General features: G+C 69.3%; 17 protein-coding genes and 1 riboswitch. Of the genes, 6 read left to right on the top strand and 11 right to left on the bottom strand.

Going from position 1 to position 20,604, the window contains the following annotated elements; all coding sequences use genetic code 11:
• Nucleotides 1-2 precede the first annotated feature (2 nt).
• The 4 genes from ACSUZC_RS08450 to ACSUZC_RS08435 all read right to left on the bottom strand — a co-directional run bounded on the left by ACSUZC_RS08450 (nucleotide 3) and on the right by ACSUZC_RS08435 (nucleotide 2,965).
• On the bottom strand, nucleotides 3-1,229 hold the full coding sequence (locus ACSUZC_RS08450; protein ID WP_439032391.1) for an acyl-CoA dehydrogenase family protein: 1,227 nt from the start codon (nucleotides 1,227-1,229) through the stop codon (nucleotides 3-5).
• 113 nt (nucleotides 1,230-1,342) lie between these two features.
• Nucleotides 1,343-1,840, bottom strand: coding sequence for a histidine phosphatase family protein (locus ACSUZC_RS08445; RefSeq protein WP_439033041.1), 498 nt, complete (start codon nucleotides 1,838-1,840; stop codon nucleotides 1,343-1,345).
• Between the two features lie 16 nt (nucleotides 1,841-1,856).
• On the bottom strand, nucleotides 1,857-2,687 hold the full coding sequence (locus ACSUZC_RS08440; protein ID WP_439032390.1) for a CbtA family protein: 831 nt from the start codon (nucleotides 2,685-2,687) through the stop codon (nucleotides 1,857-1,859).
• Nucleotides 2,688-2,728: 41 nt separating this feature from the next.
• Nucleotides 2,729-2,965 (bottom strand): CbtB domain-containing protein, encoded by a 237-nt coding sequence (locus tag ACSUZC_RS08435; RefSeq protein ID WP_439032389.1) that lies wholly within the window; start codon nucleotides 2,963-2,965, stop codon nucleotides 2,729-2,731.
• Nucleotides 2,966-3,040: 75 nt separating this feature from the next.
• A riboswitch (cobalamin riboswitch) is annotated at nucleotides 3,041-3,160 on the bottom strand.
• 61 nt (nucleotides 3,161-3,221) lie between these two features.
• Here ACSUZC_RS08435 and ACSUZC_RS08430 point away from each other — a divergent pair.
• Together ACSUZC_RS08430 and ACSUZC_RS08425 are read left to right on the top strand one after the other, a co-directional pair.
• Complete coding sequence (locus tag ACSUZC_RS08430; protein WP_439032388.1) at nucleotides 3,222-7,853, top strand: ATP-dependent helicase; 4,632 nt, start codon at nucleotides 3,222-3,224, stop codon at nucleotides 7,851-7,853.
• Nucleotides 7,846-8,637: a DNA-formamidopyrimidine glycosylase family protein gene (locus ACSUZC_RS08425; protein ID WP_439032387.1), complete on the top strand. Its 792-nt coding sequence runs from the start codon at nucleotides 7,846-7,848 to the stop codon at nucleotides 8,635-8,637. The genes ACSUZC_RS08430 and ACSUZC_RS08425 overlap by 8 nt, the downstream gene beginning before the upstream one ends.
• A gap of 34 nt (nucleotides 8,638-8,671) precedes the next feature.
• On the opposite strand, the gene glpD is transcribed toward ACSUZC_RS08425, so the two are convergent.
• The gene (gene glpD, locus ACSUZC_RS08420) at nucleotides 8,672-10,414 is read right to left on the bottom strand and encodes a glycerol-3-phosphate dehydrogenase (protein WP_439032386.1); all 1,743 of its coding nucleotides are present in this window, start codon (nucleotides 10,412-10,414) and stop codon (nucleotides 8,672-8,674) included.
• 76 nt (nucleotides 10,415-10,490) lie between these two features.
• On the opposite strand from glpD, the gene glpK reads away from it, so the two are divergent.
• A complete protein-coding gene (gene glpK / locus ACSUZC_RS08415; RefSeq protein ID WP_439033040.1) occupies nucleotides 10,491-11,978 on the top strand; it encodes a glycerol kinase GlpK in 1,488 nt (495 codons plus the stop codon).
• A 28-nt stretch (nucleotides 11,979-12,006) separates the two neighbouring features.
• On the opposite strand, the gene ACSUZC_RS08410 is transcribed toward glpK, so the two are convergent.
• From ACSUZC_RS08410 to ACSUZC_RS08400, 3 genes are all read right to left on the bottom strand, one after another.
• Complete coding sequence (locus ACSUZC_RS08410) at nucleotides 12,007-12,447, bottom strand: hypothetical protein (RefSeq protein WP_439032385.1); 441 nt, start codon at nucleotides 12,445-12,447, stop codon at nucleotides 12,007-12,009.
• Between the two features lie 40 nt (nucleotides 12,448-12,487).
• Nucleotides 12,488-13,873, bottom strand: a complete 1,386-nt coding sequence (locus ACSUZC_RS08405) for a hypothetical protein (protein ID WP_439032384.1) — start codon at nucleotides 13,871-13,873, stop codon at nucleotides 12,488-12,490.
• 144 nt (nucleotides 13,874-14,017) lie between these two features.
• A complete protein-coding gene (locus ACSUZC_RS08400) occupies nucleotides 14,018-15,421 on the bottom strand; it encodes an NAD(P)H-quinone dehydrogenase (RefSeq protein WP_439033039.1) in 1,404 nt (467 codons plus the stop codon).
• A 318-nt stretch (nucleotides 15,422-15,739) separates the two neighbouring features.
• On the opposite strand from ACSUZC_RS08400, the gene ACSUZC_RS08395 reads away from it, so the two are divergent.
• Complete coding sequence (locus ACSUZC_RS08395; protein ID WP_439032383.1) at nucleotides 15,740-16,213, top strand: gamma-glutamylcyclotransferase; 474 nt, start codon at nucleotides 15,740-15,742, stop codon at nucleotides 16,211-16,213.
• Between the two features lie 45 nt (nucleotides 16,214-16,258).
• On the opposite strand, the gene ACSUZC_RS08390 is transcribed toward ACSUZC_RS08395, so the two are convergent.
• Nucleotides 16,259-17,458 (bottom strand): amidohydrolase, encoded by a 1,200-nt coding sequence (locus ACSUZC_RS08390; RefSeq protein ID WP_439032382.1) that lies wholly within the window; start codon nucleotides 17,456-17,458, stop codon nucleotides 16,259-16,261.
• The gene (locus ACSUZC_RS08385; RefSeq protein WP_439032381.1) at nucleotides 17,458-18,156 is read right to left on the bottom strand and encodes an enoyl-CoA hydratase/isomerase family protein; all 699 of its coding nucleotides are present in this window, start codon (nucleotides 18,154-18,156) and stop codon (nucleotides 17,458-17,460) included. Before ACSUZC_RS08385 ends, ACSUZC_RS08390 begins: the two co-directional genes overlap by 1 nt.
• Before the next feature lie 99 nt (nucleotides 18,157-18,255).
• Here ACSUZC_RS08385 and ACSUZC_RS08380 point away from each other — a divergent pair, with 99 nt between their 5' ends.
• Both ACSUZC_RS08380 and ACSUZC_RS08375 read left to right on the top strand, forming a co-directional pair.
• Nucleotides 18,256-19,059 (top strand): purine-nucleoside phosphorylase, encoded by an 804-nt coding sequence (locus ACSUZC_RS08380; RefSeq protein WP_439032380.1) that lies wholly within the window; start codon nucleotides 18,256-18,258, stop codon nucleotides 19,057-19,059.
• Between the two features lie 42 nt (nucleotides 19,060-19,101).
• Nucleotides 19,102-19,770 carry a hypothetical protein gene (locus tag ACSUZC_RS08375; protein WP_439032379.1) on the top strand — a complete coding sequence of 223 codons (669 nt, stop codon included), beginning with the start codon at nucleotides 19,102-19,104 and terminating at the stop codon, nucleotides 19,768-19,770.
• A gap of 143 nt (nucleotides 19,771-19,913) precedes the next feature.
• On the opposite strand, the gene upp is transcribed toward ACSUZC_RS08375, so the two are convergent.
• The gene (gene upp, locus ACSUZC_RS08370) at nucleotides 19,914-20,543 is read right to left on the bottom strand and encodes a uracil phosphoribosyltransferase (protein WP_439032378.1); all 630 of its coding nucleotides are present in this window, start codon (nucleotides 20,541-20,543) and stop codon (nucleotides 19,914-19,916) included.
• Between the last annotated feature and the right edge of the window lie 61 nt (nucleotides 20,544-20,604).

The raw sequence follows: 20,604 nt of genomic DNA, 5'->3' as shown, positions 1-20,604 counted from the left end.
GTTCAGCCGCGCAGCAGCCCCTTGGCGACATGCGTCACCTGGATCTCGTTGCTGCCCGCATAGATCATGAGCGACTTGGCATCGCGCGCAAGCTGTTCCACGCGGTACTCGGCCATGTAGCCGTTGCCGCCGAACAGCTGCACCGCCTCCATGGCGACGTCGGTGGCCGCCTTGGACGAGTAGAGCTTCATCGCCGACGCCTCGGACAGGCTGAGTGGCTTACCGGCCTTACCGCGCTCGAGCGCACTGAAGAGCATGTTCTGCACGTTGATCCGCGCGATCTCCATCTCGGCCAGCTTGAGCTGGATGAGCTGGAACTGGGCGATCTCCTGGCCCCACAGCTTGCGGTTCTTCGCGTAGTCGATCGACAGTCGCTGAGCCTCGTTGATGATGCCCAGGGAGAGCGCGGCGATGCCGACACGTTCGGCGGTGAAGCCCGCCTTCGCGCCCTCGGACCCGCGCGAATCGGTGCCGGTGTCCTCGGTCTCGCCCAGGAGACGGTCCTTGCCCACACGCACGTTGTCGAAGAACAGCTCGCCGGTGGGCGAACTCATCATGCCCATCTTCTTGAACGGCTTGCCCTGCGTCAGCCCGGGCATGCCCTTGTCCAGGACAAACGACAGGACCTTGCGGTCGCGCATCGGGATGCCGCTGCCGTCGTCGAGCTTGGCGAAGACGACGATGGTATCGGCGTAGGGACCATTCGTGATGAAGGTCTTCTGCCCGTTGAGGATGTAGTCGTCACCGTCACGACGAACCGTGGTCTTCATGCCGCCGAGCGCATCCGACCCGGAGTCGGGTTCGGTGATCGCCCAGGCGCCGACCTTCTCCATGGTCACCAACTCGGGCAACCAGCGCTTCTTCTGCGCGAGCGTGCCCTTGCCGCGGATGGTCGAGGCGGTCAGCCCCATGCTCACTCCCAGCGACGCGACGAGGCCCAGACACACACCCGCGAGCTCGATGTTGACCATCATGAACATCGATCCGCCCATGCCGCCGCCATCGCCGGAGGACTTCTTCTTCTCGCCCTTGGCTTCTGCCTCGAGCTCCTTCTCGAGCGCATCCTTGGCCATGGCATCGACACCGAAGCTCGACAGCAGCTTGCGGGTGATGTCGTAAGGCGGCAGGACGCCCGACTCGAGTTCGTCGAGATGTGGCCGGATCTCCTTGTCGATGAACGCCCGCAGGGCGTCCCGAACCATCAGATCTTCATCGGACCACTCGAACATCGTCACACTCCCAGACCGGTGTCCGCCCGGGGGCGAACATGTTTCAGTTTCGTCGTCCCCAACTGTGTCAGGAGTCACTGCCGATGTCTAGGTACGTCGTCGCGAATCTGTTCCTATCGGGTATCTGCCCAGGTGTAGACGGTCGCCGGGCGTACCTCGTGAGCGAAGAACCGACTCGGTTCCGTGCACAGCAGGGCCTGGGCGACCGGCATCGCCACCACCACACAGCGGCCGGAGAGCCCCGATTGCCGCATGCGCCAGGCGTGGACGCGGCCGACGAAATCCTCGACACTCTCACCCCCGTGTGGCCGGGCGCCGGGATCGGCGAACCACGCGCCGAGTTCGACGGGATCGATGTCCTCCGGGGTGCGGCCGGCCCACGTCCCGACGTCCAGTGTTCGCAGCGCGTCGTCGACGACGTGGTCCGGTGGCACACCGAGCAACTCGGCGGTCTCCCGGGTCGAGGCCTCCGGTCCGCAGGTGTCGACGGGCCGGGTCATGGATGCGGCGAGCCGCTGAACGGACGCGCGGCCCCGCTCGTCCAGACACGGATCACCGCCGAATCGCACCGACCGATTGGGGCCGGTGCGACCGGCGGTGACGATCTGCAGGCGCGAGACGATCGCCTCAGCCCTGCGAGGTGAGCGCCGGTGCCCGGTCTGCAGTGCGTGAACTCGTCATCGCCCCCAGCAGCAGGGCGAAGACCACGGTGAGAACCGTCCAGAGGATCACCTGGTTGGCGATGGCGTACACCCGGAAGTCGCCGATCACGTCACCGGGGAAGCCCGGGAAGACGATCTGACCGGCATCGTTGCGGACCGGCTCGGGGACCTCGCTGAACGACGGCAGGAACGCGAGCACGACCGCGACACCGGCCAGGTAGGCGACCGAGCCGGCGACGGCCGAGACGAACCCGCCGAGACGCGGGCGAAGCCACAGCGCGAGGACCACCGCGGCGATCGCGAGGATGACCGACGCGACGGTGATGGCGAGGAAGGCACCGGTCCGGTCGCCGATGGTGTCGTCGTCACCGACGGCGGGCGGGTTCGCCGGGTAGGCGAAGAACGGCACGGCGAACACCGCGACGAAACCGATCGCGCCGAGCACGCCCGCGACCGAGCGCGGATCGGTCGCCGGATGTCGGCTGCCGATGTAGCTCCACAGCACCGTGAACGCGACCGCGAAGAACGCACCCATGCACACCGCGAACACGACGTTGCCGACACCGGCGCCGAGGTTCTCCTGCATGGCGCGCGTGAACAACTCGCCGCCCTCACCGTGGGTGTGGCCACCCGGTTCGGCAGCGTGGGCCAGGGCCTCCTCGGCTTCCGAGCGGGCGCCTTCGTAGTCGATGGCCTTGCCGACGACCGGTTCGAGGTAGAACCGGGCGAACACGAACGAGACGATTCCGGCGATCAGGCCTGCGAGCAGGCCGGCGCCGATGAACTTCTTCTCCATATGCAATTGGCTTCCTGTCGGGTAGGGCCGGTCGGGCCGGCTCAGTGGCAGGGGAAGCCGAGGAAGTGGCGTGCGTCATGCACGAACTCGTGCACATGGGTGTCGGAGCCGAAGACGGACACGACGCCCTGGTCGTACCCGAGGAAGTAGTAGGCGAGACCGGCGAGCAGCACGGTCAGGCTGAGCCAGAGGGCCGTGCTCGCGACCGCGAGGTTCGGTACAGGCAGGGCACGGGCCGGGGCGGTCTGTACCGCTGCCGCGGTGCGGGGGGCTGTCATGGTGGGGTCCTTTCGCCGATCTCGCGTCGGAGATGTCGTGGAGTAGTAGTCCGGTGAACTGCTACACGCCGGCACGGCATCCTGACTCACGTCTCCCCGTCACCGTCGACCGCGTCGATGTGTCGACACGTCGACCGTGTCGATATGGGCGGCGTTCACAGTGGCGCGACCGCTCCGGACTCTCACCGGATTCCCCGCACAGGCGTGGGATGACTCTATACCGCGTCCTGTCGTACGCGTGAGACATAGTGGAGAGATGCCCCGCGCTTCGGTGCTCGACCGTTTCACCGCCCCCACCCGACGCTGGTTCACGGGCGCCTTCACCTCTCCCACCGCCGCCCAGAAGGGCGCGTGGACCTCGATCGCGGACGGATCGAACACACTCGTCATCGCTCCCACCGGGTCGGGTAAGACGCTCGCCGCGTTCCTGTGGGCCCTCGACCGCCTCGCGGCCGACGCGGACGCTCGACCCGCGGGCACCAAGGTCCTCTACATCTCGCCGCTCAAGGCACTGGCCGTCGACGTCGAACGCAACCTGCGCGCCCCGCTGACCGGGATCACGCGAGCGGCCCAGGAGCTCAACCTCCCCGAACCGAACATCACCGTGGGCGTTCGGTCCGGCGACACCTCCGCCGCGGACCGTCGCGCACTCGTCAAGACGCCGCCCGACATCCTGATCACGACCCCGGAGTCGCTGTATCTGATGCTCACGTCGGCCGCACGGGAGAACCTCACCGGCGTGCAGGCAGTCATCGTCGACGAGGTGCATGCGGTCGCCGCCACCAAACGCGGTACCCACCTCGCGCTGACCCTCGAACGACTCGACGAGCTGCTCGAGACACCCGCACAGCGGATCGGGCTGTCGGCGACCGTCCGCCCACCGGACGTCGTCGCGACCTTCCTGTCCGGGGCAGCGCCCTGTCAGGTCGTCAAACCCAAGGCCGACAAGACCTTCGACCTGCGCGTCGATGTGCCGGTCGAAGACATGGCGAACATCCCACCGCCGGTGTCCGAGGCCGATCCCGCCGCACTCGACGATGCGTTCTCCCCCACCGCCGGGTCGCTGTGGCCATATGTGGAGGCCTCCATCGTCGACCAGATCGAGGCCAACCGCGCGACCATCGTGTTCGCCAACTCACGGCGCCTGGCCGAGAAGCTCACCGCGCGCCTCAACGAGATCCACGCCGAACGCCACGGCGATCCGGCCGAGCCGGCCGCCAATCCGTCGGTCGCGGGCGGCGCCCCGGCATTCGTGATGGGCAGCGGGGCCAGCGCCGGCGCCGAACCGGTCCTGGCCCGCGCGCACCACGGCTCGGTCAGCAAGGAGCAGCGCGCCCAGATCGAGGACGACCTCAAGGCCGGGCGCCTGTCGTGCGTCGTCGCGACCAGCTCGCTCGAACTCGGTATCGACATGGGTGCGGTCGACCTCGTGATCCAGGTGGAATCCCCACCGTCGGTGGCCAGCGGGCTCCAGCGCATCGGCCGCGCCGGACACCAGGTCGGCGAGATCAGCCAGGGCATCCTGTACCCGAAGCACCGCACCGATCTCCTGCACTGCACCGTGACCGTGAGCCGGATGCTCGACGGGGCCATCGAGGAGATCAAGGTCCCCCAGAATCCTCTCGACATCCTCGCCCAGCAGACCATCGCCGCCGCGGCGGTCGACGACCTCGAGGTGGATCACTGGTACGACGTGGTTCGGCGTGCGGCACCCTACCGAGAACTCGGTCGCGGCGTCTTCGACGCCACCCTCGACCTCATCGCGGGCAGGTTCCCGTCGGACGAGTTCGCCGAATTGCGCCCGCGGGTGAACTGGGATCGCGACGCCGGTGTCATCACCGGTCGGCGCGGTGCACAGCGGCTCGCGGTGACCTCGGGCGGTTCGATCCCCGACCGCGGTCTCTTCGGTGTGTTCATGGTCGGCGAGAAGGCGACACGCGTCGGCGAACTCGACGAGGAGATGGTCTACGAGTCCCGCGTGGGCGACGTCTTCGCACTCGGCGCGACCAGCTGGCGCATCGAAGACATCACGCACGACCGCGTCCTGGTGTCCCCGGCCTTCGGCCAGCCCGGCCGGTTGCCGTTCTGGATCGGCGACGCCATCGGACGCCCTGCCGAACTCGGTGCCGCGATCGGCGCGTTCACCGGTGCGATCGCCGACCCCGGCAAGCTCGACGACCATGCCGAACGCCTCGGCCTCACCGACAACGCCCGCTCCAACCTCGAAAACCTCATCGCCGAGCAACGCGAGTCGACCGGGCACCTCCCCACCGACCGCACCCTGGTGGTGGAACGCTTCCGAGACGAGCTCGGCGACTGGCGGGTGATCCTGCACTCGCCCTACGGGCTCCGCGTCCACGCCCCGTGGGCGAGCGCGATCTCACAGCAACTGCTGGCAACCCTGGGCATCGAAGGCGCGACGACCGCCTCCGACGACGGGATCATCATCCGTCTTCCCGACACAGACGACGCCCCGCCCGGCGCGGAGAAGTTCCTCCTCGACCCCGAGGAGGTCGAGCAACTCGTCACCGACGGACTCGCCGATTCGTCGATGTTCGCCTCACGGTTCCGCGAATGCGCCGCTCGCGCACTGTTGTTGCCGCGGCGCGACCCGGGACGACGCGCTCCGCTGTGGCAGCAGCGCCAGCGCAGCGCCCAGCTGCTGTCCGTCGCCTCGAAGTTCCCCGACTTCCCGATCGTGCTGGAGGCCGTCCGGGAATGCCTGCAAGACGTGTACGACCTCCCCGCCCTCCTCGATCTCCTCACCCGCATCCGCACGCGCCGCATCCGGGTCGTGGAGACCGAGACCCAGACGCCCTCGCCGTTCGCCGCCTCGCTGCTGTTCGGTTACGTGGGCGCGTTCATGTACGCCGACGACGCCCCGCTCGCCGAGCGCCGCGCCGCCGCGCTGTCGCTCGACACCAGCCTCCTCGCCCAGCTGCTCGGCCGAGTCGACCTTCGCGAACTGCTCGACCCGGGAGTCATCGCCGAGGTCATCGCCCGCCTGCAACGTCTCGCTCCCGAACGTCAGGCGCGCGACGCCGAGGACGTGGTCGACCTGCTGCGCTGGCTCGGACCCCTCACCACCGAGGAGGTCGAGGCCCGATACCGCGGAGAGGAGCCGGTGTCCGATGTCCTCGCCGCGCTCCATCGCAGCGGGCAGATCATCTCCGTGAACCACAACAGACGCGCCCTGTGGGCGTCGGTCGACGACACCGCGCGGTTACGGGATGCGCTGGGAGTCCCTGCACCACTGGGCATTCCGGCGGTCTACATGGAGCCTGTCCCGGATCCGGTCGGCGACCTCATCGGCCGGTACGCCCGCACCCACGGCCCCTTCACCGTGGCCGATGCCTCGACCGCGCTCGGCATCGCGACCGCGGTCGTCCGGGACACGCTGAACCGGCTCGCCACCGAGAGACGCGTCGTCGAAGGCGATTTCCTTCCCGAGGACGGACCTGCCGATCCCGCGGCCGGCGCCGCACCTCGAACCAGCCAGTGGTGCCACACCGACGTCCTGGGCCAGATCCGTCGGGGGTCGCTCGCCGCGAGCCGTGCCGAGGTCGCGCCGGTGGGCACGGAGGTGCTCACCCGCTTCCTCACCGAATGGCAGCACGCCTCCCCCACCACCCAGCTGCGCGGCGTCGACGGTGTGGTGACGGTCATCGACCAGTTGGCCGGTTACCCGCTGCCGGCCTCGGCGTGGGAGTCACTGGTACTGCCCGCACGCGTGTCGGACTACACGCCGGCGATGCTTGACGAACTGCTCAGCGCCGGCGAGGTGATCTGGTCCGGACATGGACGCATCGGTAACGCCGACGGCTGGATCGCGTTGCATCCCGCCGATGTCGCCGCGCTCACCCTGCCCGCCGCCGACGAGATCGACACCACGCCCATCCACGAGGCCGTCGTAGCGGCCCTCGAACCCGGGGGCGCACTCCGCTTTCCACAGATCGCCGCGGACATCAGCACCGAAACCACCACTCCGGCCGCCGATGTCGAGAGCGCGCTGTGGGATCTGGTGTGGTCCGGGCAGATCAGCAACGACACGTTCGCTCCCGTCCGCGCGCTGATGCAGCCCCGCCGCAGCCCGTCCACTCCCCGCTCGGCACCGGCCCACCGGGCCCGGGGGCGCGCACCGCGGTTGCGCGCCGGACGGTTGTCGGCGCGCTACCTGACCGACCATTCGGCGGCCCCGCCCGTGTCGCCCACCGCCGTCGGACGCTGGTTCGGCCTCGACCACCCCGCGATCGACCCGACGCTGGCGACCCAGGGCCTGTGCGACCAGTTGCTGACCCGATACGGCGTCATCACCCGCGGCAGCGTCGCCTCGGAAGAGGTCACGGGCGGCTTTGCGCGTGTCTACAAGGCGCTCACCGTCTTCGAGGACAACGGGCACGTCCGACGCGGTTATTACGTCGACGGGCTCGGCGGAGCCCAGTTCGCGTCGCCCGCGACCGTCGATGAGCTTCGTCGGCACGCACTCCCCGACCGCAGACCACCGCGGGAGGCCACGGTGCTGGCGGCCACCGACCCGGCCAACCCCTTCGGCGCCGCCCTCGAATGGCCACGGTCCCGTGACGCCGATGCCGGCCACCGACCCGGCCGGAAACCCGGAGCGCTGGTGGTGCTGGTCGACGGCGAACTGGCAAGCTTCGTCGAACGCGGTGGCAAGACGCTGCTCACCTTCACCGACTCCATCCCGCGCCTGGAGTCGGCGGCCGGAGCCCTCGTCGCCCTCGTACGCCGTGGCCGCATCTCACGACTCACCATCGATCACATCGACTCCGAACCCGTGCGCGGCACCGACTTCGGCAAGGTCCTGGTCGAGGCCGGATTCTCGACGACCCCGCGCGGCATCCGGCTGCGGTTCGGCGATCATGCCTGAGGGCGACACCGTCTTCGCCGCCGCGGCCCGACTGCGCGCCGGACTCGCGGGCCACGTGCTGGAGTCCTCGGATTTCCGCATACCGTCGCTGGCCACCGCAGATCTCTCCGGCCGCGAGGTGGTCTCGGTCCGTTCGCGCGGCAAACACCTCCTCATCGATGTCGACGAGAGCAGTCCGGGCGCCGGGGACGCCCTCAGCATCCACTCGCATCTGAAGATGGAGGGCGCCTGGCATGTCCACCGCCGGGGCCAACGGTGGCGACGCCCCGCCTATCAGGCGCGAGCGGTCCTGCGCACCGCCGATAACGAGGCCGTCGGATTCGATCTCGGCGTGCTCGAGTTGCTCGCAGACCCCGACGCCGCACTGGCCTACCTCGGACCAGATCTGCTCGACGACGATTTCGACCGCGAGGAGGCCATCCGCCGTCTCGCGTCGCAACCGGAGGAGACGATCGGTTCGGCCCTGCTCGACCAGCGTCTGATCGCGGGGATCGGCAACGTCTTCCGCAGCGAGATCTGCTTTCTCCGTCGCGTCCTCCCCACCCGGCCGGTGGGCGAGGTGGAGCTCGGACCGGTCGTGGATCTCAGCCGACGTCTCCTGTGGGCCAACCGGATGCGGTCGGCGCGTACCACCACGGGCAACACGTCTCCCAACGCCCGCATGTGGGTCTACGGCCGCCATGGCCGCCTGTGTCGTCGATGTGCGACTCCGGTGCGGCGCGGCGAACTCGCCTCCCCCGGCGGGGAACGATCGATCTACTGGTGTCCTCGGTGCCAGACCTGATCCCGTCGCGACGACGACGGGATCGCATCGACGATCACTCCGGGACCGGTACCGGCTCCAGGATCTCCGGGCGTGCCTCCGGTGCTGCGGCCCGCAGTGCATCGGCCGAGTCGTCGTCGGGCTGGCGCTGCGAGGCGACTTCGGCCTCGACACGCGCGATGTAGGTCGCCACCTCGAAGTCGCGTTGCTCGCTGGTCCATCCCAGCAGCGGCGCCAACAGGTCGGCCACCTCATCGGCGCAGTCGACGCCGCGATGCGAGTACTCGATGGCGATGCGCGTGCGCCGGGCCAGGACGTCCTCGAGGTGCAGTGCGGCTTCGGAGACCGCGGCGTACACCACCTCGACGCGCAGATACTGCGGTGCGGCGGCCAGTGGTCGCAGCAGCGACCGATCGGCGTCTGCGTAGTACAGCACGTCGTCGATGAGTGAGCCGTACCGGTTGAGCAACCGCCGAATCCGGTACGGGTGCAAGCCGAATCGCTGTCCGAGGTGTTCGCACTGGTTGATGAGCGCGAAGTAGCCGTCGGCGCCGAGCAGCGGGACCCGCTCGGTGATCGACGGCGCGACCCGGGTGGGGATGAAGTCGTTGCACGCGTCGACGGCGTCGGCGGCCATCACCCGGTAGGTGGTGTACTTGCCGCCCGCGATCGACACGAGTCCGGGTGCGACAGTGGCAACGGCATGCTCGCGGGACAGCTTCGAGGTCTCGTCGTCCTCACCGGCCAGCAGCGGACGCAACCCCGCGTAGACGCCTTCGATGTCGTCGTGGTTCAGCTTGGTCACCAGGACCTCGTTGACGCGTTCGAGGATGTAGTCGATGTCGGCGCGGGTCGCGGCCGGATGCGCGAGGTCGAGGTTCCAGTCGGTGTCGGTGGTGCCGATGATCCAGTGCGTCTCCCACGGGATGACGAACAGCACCGAGTTGGCGGTGCGCAGGATGATCGCGGTCTCGCTGACGATGCGGTCGCGGGGCACCACGATGTGCACCCCCTTGGAGGCACGCACCTTGAAGTGTCCGCGCTGGCGCGACAGGGCCTGCACCTCGTCGGTCCACACCCCTGCGGCATTGATGACGCAGTGGGCGCGGATCTCGGTGACGTCACCGTTCTCGGTGTCGCGCACCCGGACTCCGAGCACCCGGTCGGACTCACGCAGAAAACCGATCACCTGGGTCGAGGTCCGGATGACCGCACCGTAGTTGGCGGCCGTTCGGGCGACCGTGAGGCTGTGGCGCGCATCGTCGACGACCGTGTCGTAATACCGGATTCCACCGATCAGCGAATTGCGCTTGAGCGCCGGCGCCACCCGCAACGCACCCGACCGCGTGACGTGACGTTGCCCGGGAACGGACTTGGCGCCACCCATACGGTCGTAGAGGAAGATCCCGGCGCCGACATACGGCCGCTCCCAGACCCGCTGGGTGAGCGGATAGAGGAACGGCAACGGCTTGACGAGGTGGGGAGCGAGGAAACGCAACGACAACTCACGTTCCCTGAGTGCCTCACGCACCAGACCGAATTCGAGTTGCTCGAGGTAGCGCAGCCCGCCGTGGAACATCTTCGACGACCGACTCGACGTACCCGACGCGATGTCGCGGGCCTCCACGAGCGCCACCCGCAGACCGCGTGTCGCCGCGTCGAGCGCGGCACCGACCCCCACCACCCCGCCGCCGATGACCAGGACGTCGAACTGTTCGGCACCGAGTCTGCGCCACGCCTCGGCGTGGTAGAGCGGCCCCATGTCGGCCGGCCGGTCCGGATTGAACTCGGTGTTCATGCTTGCCGAGCCTAATTGATCTCGGTCGGCGCGAGCGCGTGCGACACTGTCCGGCGTGGGCAGGGCAGGCAGATACGTGGCGGCGATCGACCAGGGCACCACCTCGACCCGGGCGATGATCTTCGATCACAAGGGGCGCGTCGTCGGCGTCGAACAACTCGAGCACGAGCAGATCTTTCCCCGCGCGGGCTGGGTCGAACACGATGCCGCCGAGATCTGGCGCAACACCCGTCGAGTCGGCGCCGCGGCTCTGGCCTCGGCGGACCTGACCGCCAAGGACATCGTGGCGTGCGGACTCACCAATCAGCGCGAGACGACGGTCATCTGGGACCGGGAGACCGGCAAGCCGGTGCACAACGCGATCGTCTGGCAGGACACCCGTACCAGCGATCTGTGCGAGGAACTCGCCGGAGACGCCGGTGTCGACCGGTACCGCGATCGCACCGGACTGCCGCTGTCGACCTACTTCGCCGGCCCCAAGGCGCGTTGGATCCTCGACTCCGTCGACGGCCTCCGCGACCGCGCCGAGAACGGCGAACTATGTTTCGGCACAATGGATTCCTGGATCGCGTGGAACATGACCGGCGGGGTCGACGGCGGGCAACACGTCACCGACGTCACCAACGCCTCGCGCACCATGCTGATGGACCTGCGCACCCAGACCTGGGACGCCGACATCTGCGCCGAGATGGGCATCCCGATGTCGATGCTCCCCGAGATCCGCAGCTCCTCCGGCGACTTCGGCTCGCTGCGCGGCAACGGACCGCTCCCCGGTGTGCCGTTGTCGGGAATCCTGGGCGACCAGCAGGCCGCGACGTTCGGCCAGGCGTGCCTGGAGCCCGGCGAGGCGAAGAACACCTACGGAACCGGCAACTTCCTGTTGCTCAACACCGGAACGGAGCCGGTGTTCAGCGAGCACGGCCTGCTGACCACCGTCTGCTACCGGATCGGTGACCAGCCGGCTCGCTACGCCCTCGAGGGATCGATCGCGGTGACCGGCTCGCTCATCCAGTGGCTGCGCGACAACCTCGGCCTGTTCGCGCAGGCGGCCGATGTCGAGAAGCTGGCCGCGGAGGTCGAGGACAACGGCGGCGCGTACTTCGTCCCCGCCTTCTCCGGCCTGTTCGCGCCACGCTGGCGATCCGATGCACGCGGCGTCATAGTCGGCCTGACCCGGTTCGTGAACAAGGGCCATCTCGCGCGGGCAGCGTTGGAGGCCAGTGCATTCCAGACCCGCGAGGTGATCGAGGCGATGCAGGCCGACTCCGGGGTCGAGCTGTCGACACTGAAGGTCGACGGCGGAATGGTGGTGAACGAACTGCTCATGCAGTTCCAGGCCGACATCCTCGACGTCCCGGTCGTGCGGCCGGTCGTCAACGAGACGACCGCGCTCGGCGCCGCCTACGCCGCCGGTCTGGCCGTGGGATTCTGGGAGAGCGAAGACGACATCCGCGCGAACTGGGCCGAGGACCGCCGCTGGGAACCCGGGATGGACCGGGAACGTCGCGACGGACTCTATGCGGAATGGAATCGGGCCGTGGAGCACAGCTTCGGCCTGGCCTGAGGGTCCGTATCGATCACACCCGGCTCGGTCACATGACGTGATCGGCGAGGATGGCCACCACCCCGGCGCCTGCACCGAGAGCCGCGGCCGCCTCGTAGGCGGTCTCGCCCAGCGCCGCCCGGAGCGACTGCCCGGCAAGGGACGTCGACATCGCAGCCAGCGCGCAGTCGAGCGCCCGCGCCCGACGGAAACTGTCCCGCTGAGCATCGATGTCGCCACGGCGGTGATACGCGAAGGCGTCGAAGTCGTGCTGCGCGGCAAGGAGGCGCAGCCGGGAGGCGTCTTCCGGCGCGGCGGATCCGTGCTGGCGCCAGTGCCGTGTGACGTCGCGGATCTCCGGCGTCGACGCCGCCGTCACATCCAGGGCTGTCGCGACGAGCTGGTGTAGACAGCGGGTGATGTCCTCGTCGGGGACGGCGTCGACGAGGCGGGCGACGCCGCCCGGCAACCGGTCGACGCGAGTCAGCACGGGACTCCCCCGACGGGCTCCCACCCTGACCGGGTCGCGTTCACGCTCCACCCGGTTTCGCGGGCGCCGGGACCTCGGCGTCGGTCGTCCTGGTAGAGGCCGGGCGGTCTCCATCGGCATTCCCGGACGGTGACGCGTCGGCGTGCTCGGGCGCCGGGGCGGGTGCCGGCTCGGGTGTCGACGGAAATGCCTGGCGAACCCAGTCACCGATGACCGGGGGTCCGACGAGCGGCATGTCGCCGACGATCTCGGCGCCGTGTTCGCGAGTGTTCAGATACGGTGCGGCGCGGTGTGTCTCGTCGTCGCCACCGGGTCGGCGGGTGCCGGGCGGAGCCCCGAGGGGTCCCGGGGAGCCGATGCCGCCCGGACGCTGACCGACCGCGCCCGGCGGAGTGGACGCCGATGCGGGCGACGAGACAGGCGTCGACAGCGGCGCCGCGGACGAGGGACCGGGTGCCGGTGCGGGTGCGGGTGCGGGCATCGCGAGCGGGGCGACCGAACCGGAGCCGCCCGACGCGCCCGCCGCAGCCCCCGACACGGAGCCGCCCGCATGCCCGGTCGGGTTCTGCGAGTCGCGCGTCGACGACGCACCTCTCATCACCGCCTCGGGTGTACCGCGCCCGCCGCGGAGCAGACCGTCCGGTCCGTCCGCGCCGACGCGCGGCGCCGATCCCGTCGACGGTCCGGACGCGGCGGCCGGGCTCGCTGTCGTGCCCGGCCCACCCCCTGCCGGACCCGGCCCGGCAGCAGGCACCGGTGTCGGCGCTGCCCGGGCCCCCGACGGCCCGAAGTCGCCGGCGTCGACCGTGTTGGCGGCCTGCCCACGAGTCGTCTCCGAGCCGCCGCCACCGGCAGCGGACCCGGTGGTGTCGATCGCCTCGACTGTCCCGGCGCCGGACGTCATCCCGTTGGCGTTGACCGGCTCCCGCGGCAGCGTGTACTGCACGCCGATCATCGGGGACGAGTACGTCCCGGTCATGGTCCGGTCCACCTCGTGCCGGACCGAGGCCGCATCCTCGGGGTTGTCGCGCAGATGTTGCTGCAGTTCGCGGAGACGGCCTTCCTGCCCGCGGGTCGACTCGAGGATTCCGGCGGCACCGGACATCGCGTCGCCTATCCGTCCCGCCGACGCCGAGGTCGTCGCCATGTCCGCCGACAACGACCGGCCGGCCTCCAGCGCCGCGTCCGAGGCCTGACCCGACATCTGGTCGCCGAACATGCCGTGCATGGACTCGGCCGCCCGTCGTATCGCCTCGATCGCCTGCAAAATGGTGTTGACGTCACCGTCGGCCACGCCGGGGTTCATCGACGCGAGGACGTCGAGGATCTCGTCGATCCCCATCCCCGCCCACTCGGTCCGCGCACCGTCGAAGGTGCGTTCGTTCCCGGCACCGTGGGTGTTGTAGAACTGCTCAGGCGATGACACGACACCTCCCTCGTCGCGAACCGGACAGCCGGATCGGGCAAATGGCTACGACCCTACCGCCATCCTGGGACGTCGGAGTGGGCGCGCAGGCGTCCTGTGCACAACCCCGGACCGGCGCCCGGATCGGTTGCCCGATCGATCGGGTCAGTCGAGATCGTCGTGGCGGACGAGCTGACGGGCCGCTTCGGTGATCGACCCCGTCAGCGACGGATACACCGAGAACGTCTGTGCGAGGTCGCCGACCGTCAGCTTGTTCTGCACGGCGAGCGCGATCGGCAGGATGAGTTCGGATGCGTTGGGCGCCACCACCACTCCGCCGATGACCACGCCTGTTGCCGGCCGGCAGAAGATCTTCACGAACCCTCGGCGTAGCCCACTCATCTTGGCCCGGGGGTTGGTGGCCAGTGGGAGCATCACGGTCCGGGCGGGGTATTCGCCGGTGTCGATGGCGTTCTGCGACACCCCGACCGTGGCGATCTCCGGACGTGTGAAGATCGCCGACGCAACGGTTTTCAGCTTGATCGGGCTGACACCTTCGCCGAGCGCGTGATACATCGCGATGCGTCCCTGCATGGCGGCCACCGACGCGAGCGGCAGGAGTCCGGTGCAGTCACCGGCAGCGTAGATACCGGCCACCGACGTGCGCGAGACCCGGTCCACGTCGATGTAGCCGCCCTTGCCGACGGCGACCCCGGCACGTTCGAGCCCCAGATCGGCGGTGTTGGGGATCGACCCGACGGTCATGAGTACGTGGGAACCGGTGACGGTCGAGCCGTCGGCCAGATGTGCGGTCACCGTGTCGCCGGAACGCTCCACCCGGTCGGCCCGCGCATGTTTGACGAGTTCGACTCCGCGTTCGGCGAGCGCGTCCTCGAGGACCAGCGCGGCGTCCTCGTCCTCGTGTGGGAGCACGCGATCACGGCTGGACACCAGTGTGACCTTCACGCCCAGCTCGGTGTAGGCGTGGACGAACTCGGCGCCGGTCACACCGGACCCGATGACGACCAGGTGCTCGGGCAGTTTCTCGAGGTCGTAGAGCTGCCGCCAGGTGAGGATGCGTTCACCGTCGGGTTGTGCGTCGGGCAGGACCCGCGGCGACGCGCCGGTGGCGAGCAACACCACGTCGCCGTCGAAGCGCTCCGTGGTGCCGTCGGCCAGGGTCGCCAGAACCGAGTGCGACGACACCCCGACCTGCGAGTCGTCAAGGGTTGCGGTCCCGTTCACGAGCTTCACACCCTCGCTCACGAGGCGCGACCGGATGTCGGCGGACTGGGCGAACGCGAGGTCACGGACGCGCTGGTGGATCTGCGGCAGGGTGACCATGGTGTCATCGGCTTTGATGTTGATGCCGAGGTCGACGGCGCGACGGACCTCGGTGCGGATGCCGGTCGACGCGATGAACGTCTTCGACGGCACGCAGTCCCACAGCACGCAGGCGCCACCGATCCCGTCCGAGTCGATCACCGTGATGTCGGCTCCGTAGGCGGCCGCGGCGAGCGCGGCCTCGTAGCCAGCCGGTCCGCCGCCGATGATGACGATCCTGGTCACTGTCACTCCTGTTCTCCTCGCCGGTGCTCAGCGGCCTCTCGTGGGGGCGTCGCGCACCGACTGCGTGTCGTCGAGATCTGTCGAGGTCGCGCGGGGTGGTGCGTTCCTCGGGGGGCGAACCGGGCAAGCGGCGTCCGCGCCGCCTACCAAACTAGTCGCGCGGTGTCGGCGCCGTGCACGAGGCCGACCGGCGATGGGCCGTCAGCCGGTGGCGGTGATGTGGGACACGACTCGGCCCGGAGGACGCACGGATCACAACGGACCGGCCCCGGTCGGTGTCACCTTCCGGAGTGGCCGCGGACCATCTAGGCTCCATCCGTGCCGATTTACGCAGCCTACGGATCCAACATGCATCCCGAGCAGATGGCCGAGCGCGCTCCGCACTCGCCGATGTCGGGCACCGGATGGCTCCGCGGTTGGCGTCTGACCTTCGGCGGCGGCGACATCGGGTGGGAGGGTTCGCTGGCCACGGTCACCGAGGATCGCGATGACCCGGAGGCGCGCGTGTTCGTCGTCCTCTACGACGTCACCACCGAGGACGAGGACCTGCTGGATCGCTGGGAGGGTTCCGAACTCGGTATCCACCGCAAGATCCGGGCGCGCATCGACACCGAGGACGGGCCCGTCCTGGCGTGGCTGTATGTCCTCGACGCGTTCGAAGGCGGCCTGCCGTCGGCGCGCTATCTGGGTGTGATGGCCGAGGCCGCCGAGATCGCCGGGGCACCCGCCGAATACGTGCAAGACCTGCGGTTGCGCGAGTCGCGCAATGTCGGGCCCGGCCCGGCTGAGTGATGAGGACCGCTGGGTGATCGGGTCCGCCGACTGATCGAGTCGGGCTCAGCCTGCTGCACTGCGCGCGTTGAGGACAATTCCCGCGAGAGCGCGAACACCGATGGCGAGGCATCGTTCGTCGAGGTCGAAGTTGGGTGCGTGCAGATCCACCTGGGGTCCGAAGCCGTCCCAGACGCCCAGACGGGCCATCGCTCCCGGCACCTGTTCGAGATACCACGAGAAGTCTTCGCCACCGGGCGACTGCGGGGTGTCGGCGACAGCCCGTGGGCCGATCGCGGACACAGACCGTTCGAACATCTCGACGGCAGTCTCGTCGTTGACGACGGGTGGCACGCCCCGGAAGTACGAGAGGTCGTAGCGGACGCCGAGCGGTGCGAGGAGTTCGCCGATGACGCTGCGCACGAGGGGTTCCAGTTCGGCCCAGGTCCCGTGGTCGCCGGTACGTACCGTGCCCCGCATCCGTCCTTCCTGGGGAATGGCGTTGGGGGCGCTACCCGCGTTGGCGGCGCCCCACACCATCACCGTGCCGGAGCGCGGGTCGACGCGACGGGACAGGATGCCGGGCAGTCCGGTGATGACGGTGCCCATCGCGTAGATCAGGTCGCCGGTGAGGTGCGGACGTGAGGTGTGACCGCCCGCGGAGTGGAGGTGCAGTTCGATGTGGTCGGCCGCCGAGGTCAGTGGTCCGGAGCGGAGTCCGATCGCGCCGACGGGGAGGCGCGGGTCGCAGTGCAGCGCGAAGATCCGCCCGAGGCCGACGGTGACGCCGGCCTCGATGGCGTCGAGCGCGCCGCCCGGCATGACCTCCTCGGCGGCCTGGAAGATCAGGCGCACGCCCACGGGTAGGGGTTCGGCGGCGGCGAGGAGTTTGGCGACGCCGAGGAGGATGGCGGTGTGCGCGTCGTGGCCGCAGGAGTGCGAGGCCCCGTCGACGGTGGAGGTGAACGGGAGACCGGTGTGTTCGGTGATGGGCAGCGCGTCCATGTCGGCGCGCAGACCGATGCGGGGTTCACCGGACGGCCCGAGGTCGCAGACCACGCCGGTGCCCAGCGGGAGGCGGCGTGGGGTGAGACCGGCGGCGGACAGCTCCGCCATCACGAGCTCGGTGGTGCGGACCTCTTGGCGCGACAGCTCGGGATGGGCATGGATGTCCCGACGCCATGCGATGAGTTCTGTTCCGTGCGCGGCCAGCCAGGCGTCGATGGGGTTGTCGGCCGCGGCGAAACCCGCTCCCGCGGCGGTCATCAGAACACTCCGGGCGGTGTCGGTGTCGCGAGGTCCTCGAGCAGCGGAGCACGGAGCCCACGCTTGATCAGTGCGAGATTCGGCCCGACGGTCGAGGCCCGCGCCGCGGCGATCGCGGCCGCGTGGGCGGCGAGCTGCCCGACCTCCACCGCCTCGTCGACGATGCCGGCGTCCACCGCTTCGTCGGCGGGGTATCGACGGCTGGTGAACATCGCCTCGGTCGCGGTCCGGTCGTCGAGCCTGGTGCGCAGCAGGGTAGCCATCCCGCGGGTGAACGGCATGGAGAGAGCGGCCTCCGGCAGCGACCAGAATCCGCGTTCGGTGCGCATCAGGACGTGGTCGGTGCACAGTGCGAGCATCGCGCCGGCCCCGAAGGCGTGGCCGTTGATCGCACTGACGGTCGGTACCGGCAGGGTGAGGACCTTCGCGTAGAGCGCGTGGACGCGGTCGAGGTAACCGGGAAGCTGATCGGGCGCGGCGAAGATGTGGTCGGTGTCGAGCCCGTTCGAGAAGAACTTGCCGGTGGCCGTGATCACGAGCGGATGCGCCGGATCCGCAACGACGTCGTCGAGCAACCGGTCGACCTCGTCCAGCCAGTCCAGCCGGAAGCGGTTCTCGGGGTTGGACTCGCTGATCTCCTCCCCGTGGGCACCGAGGTGGAGTTCGACGATCTCTCCGGTCTCCTTCAGATAAGGCATGTGCCGACCTTATCGCCTGCCGCTTCTCCGTCGCCGACGCGATCGCCCGGGTGATCTCGGCATGCATCGGCCGGCCCGCTCACGGTTTAGGGTTGGCGCATGGATCCCACTGTCGACCCAGACGCCGCAGCGGTCGCCGCTGCGGCCATGATCGCCGCCGAGACCGACGCTGCAACACACGATGTCGCCGTCATCCTCGGGTCCGGGTGGGCGCCGGCGGCGGACGCATTCGGGCGGCCGGTTCGTTCGCTGCCGATGGCCTCGATTCCCGGGTTCACCGCGCCCGCGGCCGCGGGCCATGGCGGAGTGGTCCATTCGATCCGCATCGACGACCGTCGAATCCTGTTGATGCTCGGTCGAATTCACGCCTACGAAGGTCACGATCTGGCCCGTGTCGTACACCCGGTCCGGACGGCCGCGGCGGCCGGCGTGCGCTCCATCGTGCTGACCAACGCGGCGGGCGGCCTGCGCGAGGACATGGCGGTCGGCCAACCGGTGCTGATTTCCGACCATCTCAATCTGACGGCCCGGTCACCCCTCGTCGGTGCCCGGTTCGTCGACCTCGTCGACGCCTATGCGCCACGTCTGCGCGACATCGCGCGCCGTGTCGACCCGAGCCTTGCCGAAGGCGTGTACGCCGGACTGCCGGGCCCGCACTACGAGACACCGGCCGAGATCCGGATGCTGCGCACGATGGGCGCCGACCTGGTCGGCATGTCAACCGTGCACGAGACCATCGCGGCCCGCGCCGCCGGACTCGACGTACTCGGGGTGTCGCTGGTCACCAACCTCGCGGCCGGCATGACCGGCGAGCACCTGAGCCACGGGGAGGTGCTGGAGGTGGGACGCACGTCCGCGACCCGGATGGGTGAGTTGCTGGCGCAGATCGTCGGCGAACTGTAGACACGGCACGGATTCCGGCCCGGCGCGAACCGAAGGAGCGAGATGAGTCATCCACCGAGCGGTCCGGCCGGCTATCCGCAAGGCGGTTACCCCCAGGGCGGTTACCCACCGGGCCAGACGTCTCCCGGACCGCCCCGGTCGCCGTGGTCGTCGCCCGCGGTACTGGTGGCGATCGGCGCAGGTGTGCTGCTGGTCGTCGCAGCAGTGCTGGCAGCCCTGCTCTTCATTCCCGCGGACGACGAGTCCGCGGTCCGCGACTCCGCCGACGGTGGGCAGTCGTCGACTCCGACGTTCACCAGCACGATCACCCGACCCGCCGAGACGACGCCCACCACCACGACACCGACGACACCGGCCACCTCGTCGACACCGGCACGCCCGGCGCCCTCCGTCTCGGGCGCGGACTGGCAGGGCTTCACCGACGGTCCACGCTGCAATGCCGCGGGCGACCCCGCCGTCGCGGTGGGACAGACCTCTCGATCGCGCGTGGTGATCTGCCAGGTCGGGAACCAGACGGGCCGCTGGTATTACAAGGGCCTCGCACCCGAGGGTGGGATCGAACTGCAATTCCCGACTCGCACGGGTGACACCTTCGAGGCGCGCAATGGAGCCGTCAGCTACCTCGTCTCACCGACGAGCCTCACCATCGTCGAGAACGGCACCGTGCTGACCGCCGAGCCGATGCTGGCGTATTGGTCACTGCCGAGCTGACACCCCGGGGCACCAGGCCGGGGAGGTCGGTCTCGCGGGAGCTCTTCGTCGTCGAAATGGCCCTCGGGGCAACGGTTATCGATGTGGTTGATGCCGCGGACGATGGCGTCGACGATCCGCATGACGCGATGCGCGTCGGAGTCCTACGAGTATCGCGGACCGAACTGCCGGTCACCGGCGTCACCGAGACCGGGCACGATGTAGTTCACGTCGTTGAGCCCCTCGTCCACCGCAGCCACGACGAGGCGACACGGGTGACCGGATTCCTCCAGAGCGGCAACACCTTCCGGGGCTGCGACGACGCACACCGCGGTGATGTCGGTGGCGTTGCGCGCCACGAGGAGCTCGATGGTGTGGAGCATCGACCCGCCGGTTGCGAGCATCGGATCGAGGACGAACACCGGCCTCCCCGCCAGGTCCTCGGGTAGCGACTCGAGGTACGGCACCGGCTGCGCGGTCTCCTCGTCGCGTGCGAGACCGACGAATCCGACGTGCGCCTCCGGGACCATCGCGTGGGCCTGCTCCACCATGCCGAGTCCGGCACGCAGCACCGGGACCAGCAGCGGTGGGGCCGCCAACCGCGACCCGGTGTGTGAGGTCAGCGGGGTGTTGATGACGACATCAGCGCTCGGGGCGCCCACGAGGGCCTCGTAGATCAGCATCTGCGTGAGGTCCGACAGAGCCGCCCGGAACCCGGCGTTGTCGGTGTTCTCGTCCCGCATGGTGGTGAGCCGCGCGGCCGCGAGGGGATGGTCGACGATCAGGCAATCCATGGCGACCACCCTATTTCCTGGGCGGGACACGCGTGCAGCGTGGGCGACTCCCCGTCTCGCA

Origin of the sequence: Gordonia terrae (assembly GCF_051789125.1) — a bacterium.
In the GTDB taxonomy this organism is placed as follows: Bacteria; Actinomycetota; Actinomycetes; order Mycobacteriales; family Mycobacteriaceae; genus Gordonia; species Gordonia terrae_A.
This window is presented reverse-complemented; position numbering and strand designations above follow the sequence as displayed.

Bases quoted from the DNA above. Each gene is read 5' to 3' on its own strand.
- ACSUZC_RS08450 (WP_439032391.1), bottom strand. From the start codon at position 1,229: ATGTTCGAGTGGTCCGATGAAGATCTGATGGTTCGGGACGCCCTGCGG.
- ACSUZC_RS08440 (WP_439032390.1), bottom strand. From the start codon at position 2,687: ATGGAGAAGAAGTTCATCGGCGCCGGCCTGCTCGCAGGCCTGATCGCC.
- ACSUZC_RS08435 (WP_439032389.1), bottom strand. From the start codon at position 2,965: ATGACAGCCCCCCGCACCGCGGCAGCGGTACAGACCGCCCCGGCCCGT.
- ACSUZC_RS08430 (WP_439032388.1), top strand. From the start codon at position 3,222: ATGCCCCGCGCTTCGGTGCTCGACCGTTTCACCGCCCCCACCCGACGC.
- ACSUZC_RS08425 (WP_439032387.1), top strand. From the start codon at position 7,846: ATGCCTGAGGGCGACACCGTCTTCGCCGCCGCGGCCCGACTGCGCGCC.
- glpD (WP_439032386.1), bottom strand. From the start codon at position 10,414: ATGAACACCGAGTTCAATCCGGACCGGCCGGCCGACATGGGGCCGCTC.
- ACSUZC_RS08390 (WP_439032382.1), bottom strand. From the start codon at position 17,458: ATGACCGCCGCGGGAGCGGGTTTCGCCGCGGCCGACAACCCCATCGAC.
- ACSUZC_RS08385 (WP_439032381.1), bottom strand. From the start codon at position 18,156: ATGCCTTATCTGAAGGAGACCGGAGAGATCGTCGAACTCCACCTCGGT.
- ACSUZC_RS08380 (WP_439032380.1), top strand. From the start codon at position 18,256: ATGGATCCCACTGTCGACCCAGACGCCGCAGCGGTCGCCGCTGCGGCC.
- ACSUZC_RS08375 (WP_439032379.1), top strand. From the start codon at position 19,102: ATGAGTCATCCACCGAGCGGTCCGGCCGGCTATCCGCAAGGCGGTTAC.
- upp (WP_439032378.1), bottom strand. From the start codon at position 20,543: ATGGATTGCCTGATCGTCGACCATCCCCTCGCGGCCGCGCGGCTCACC.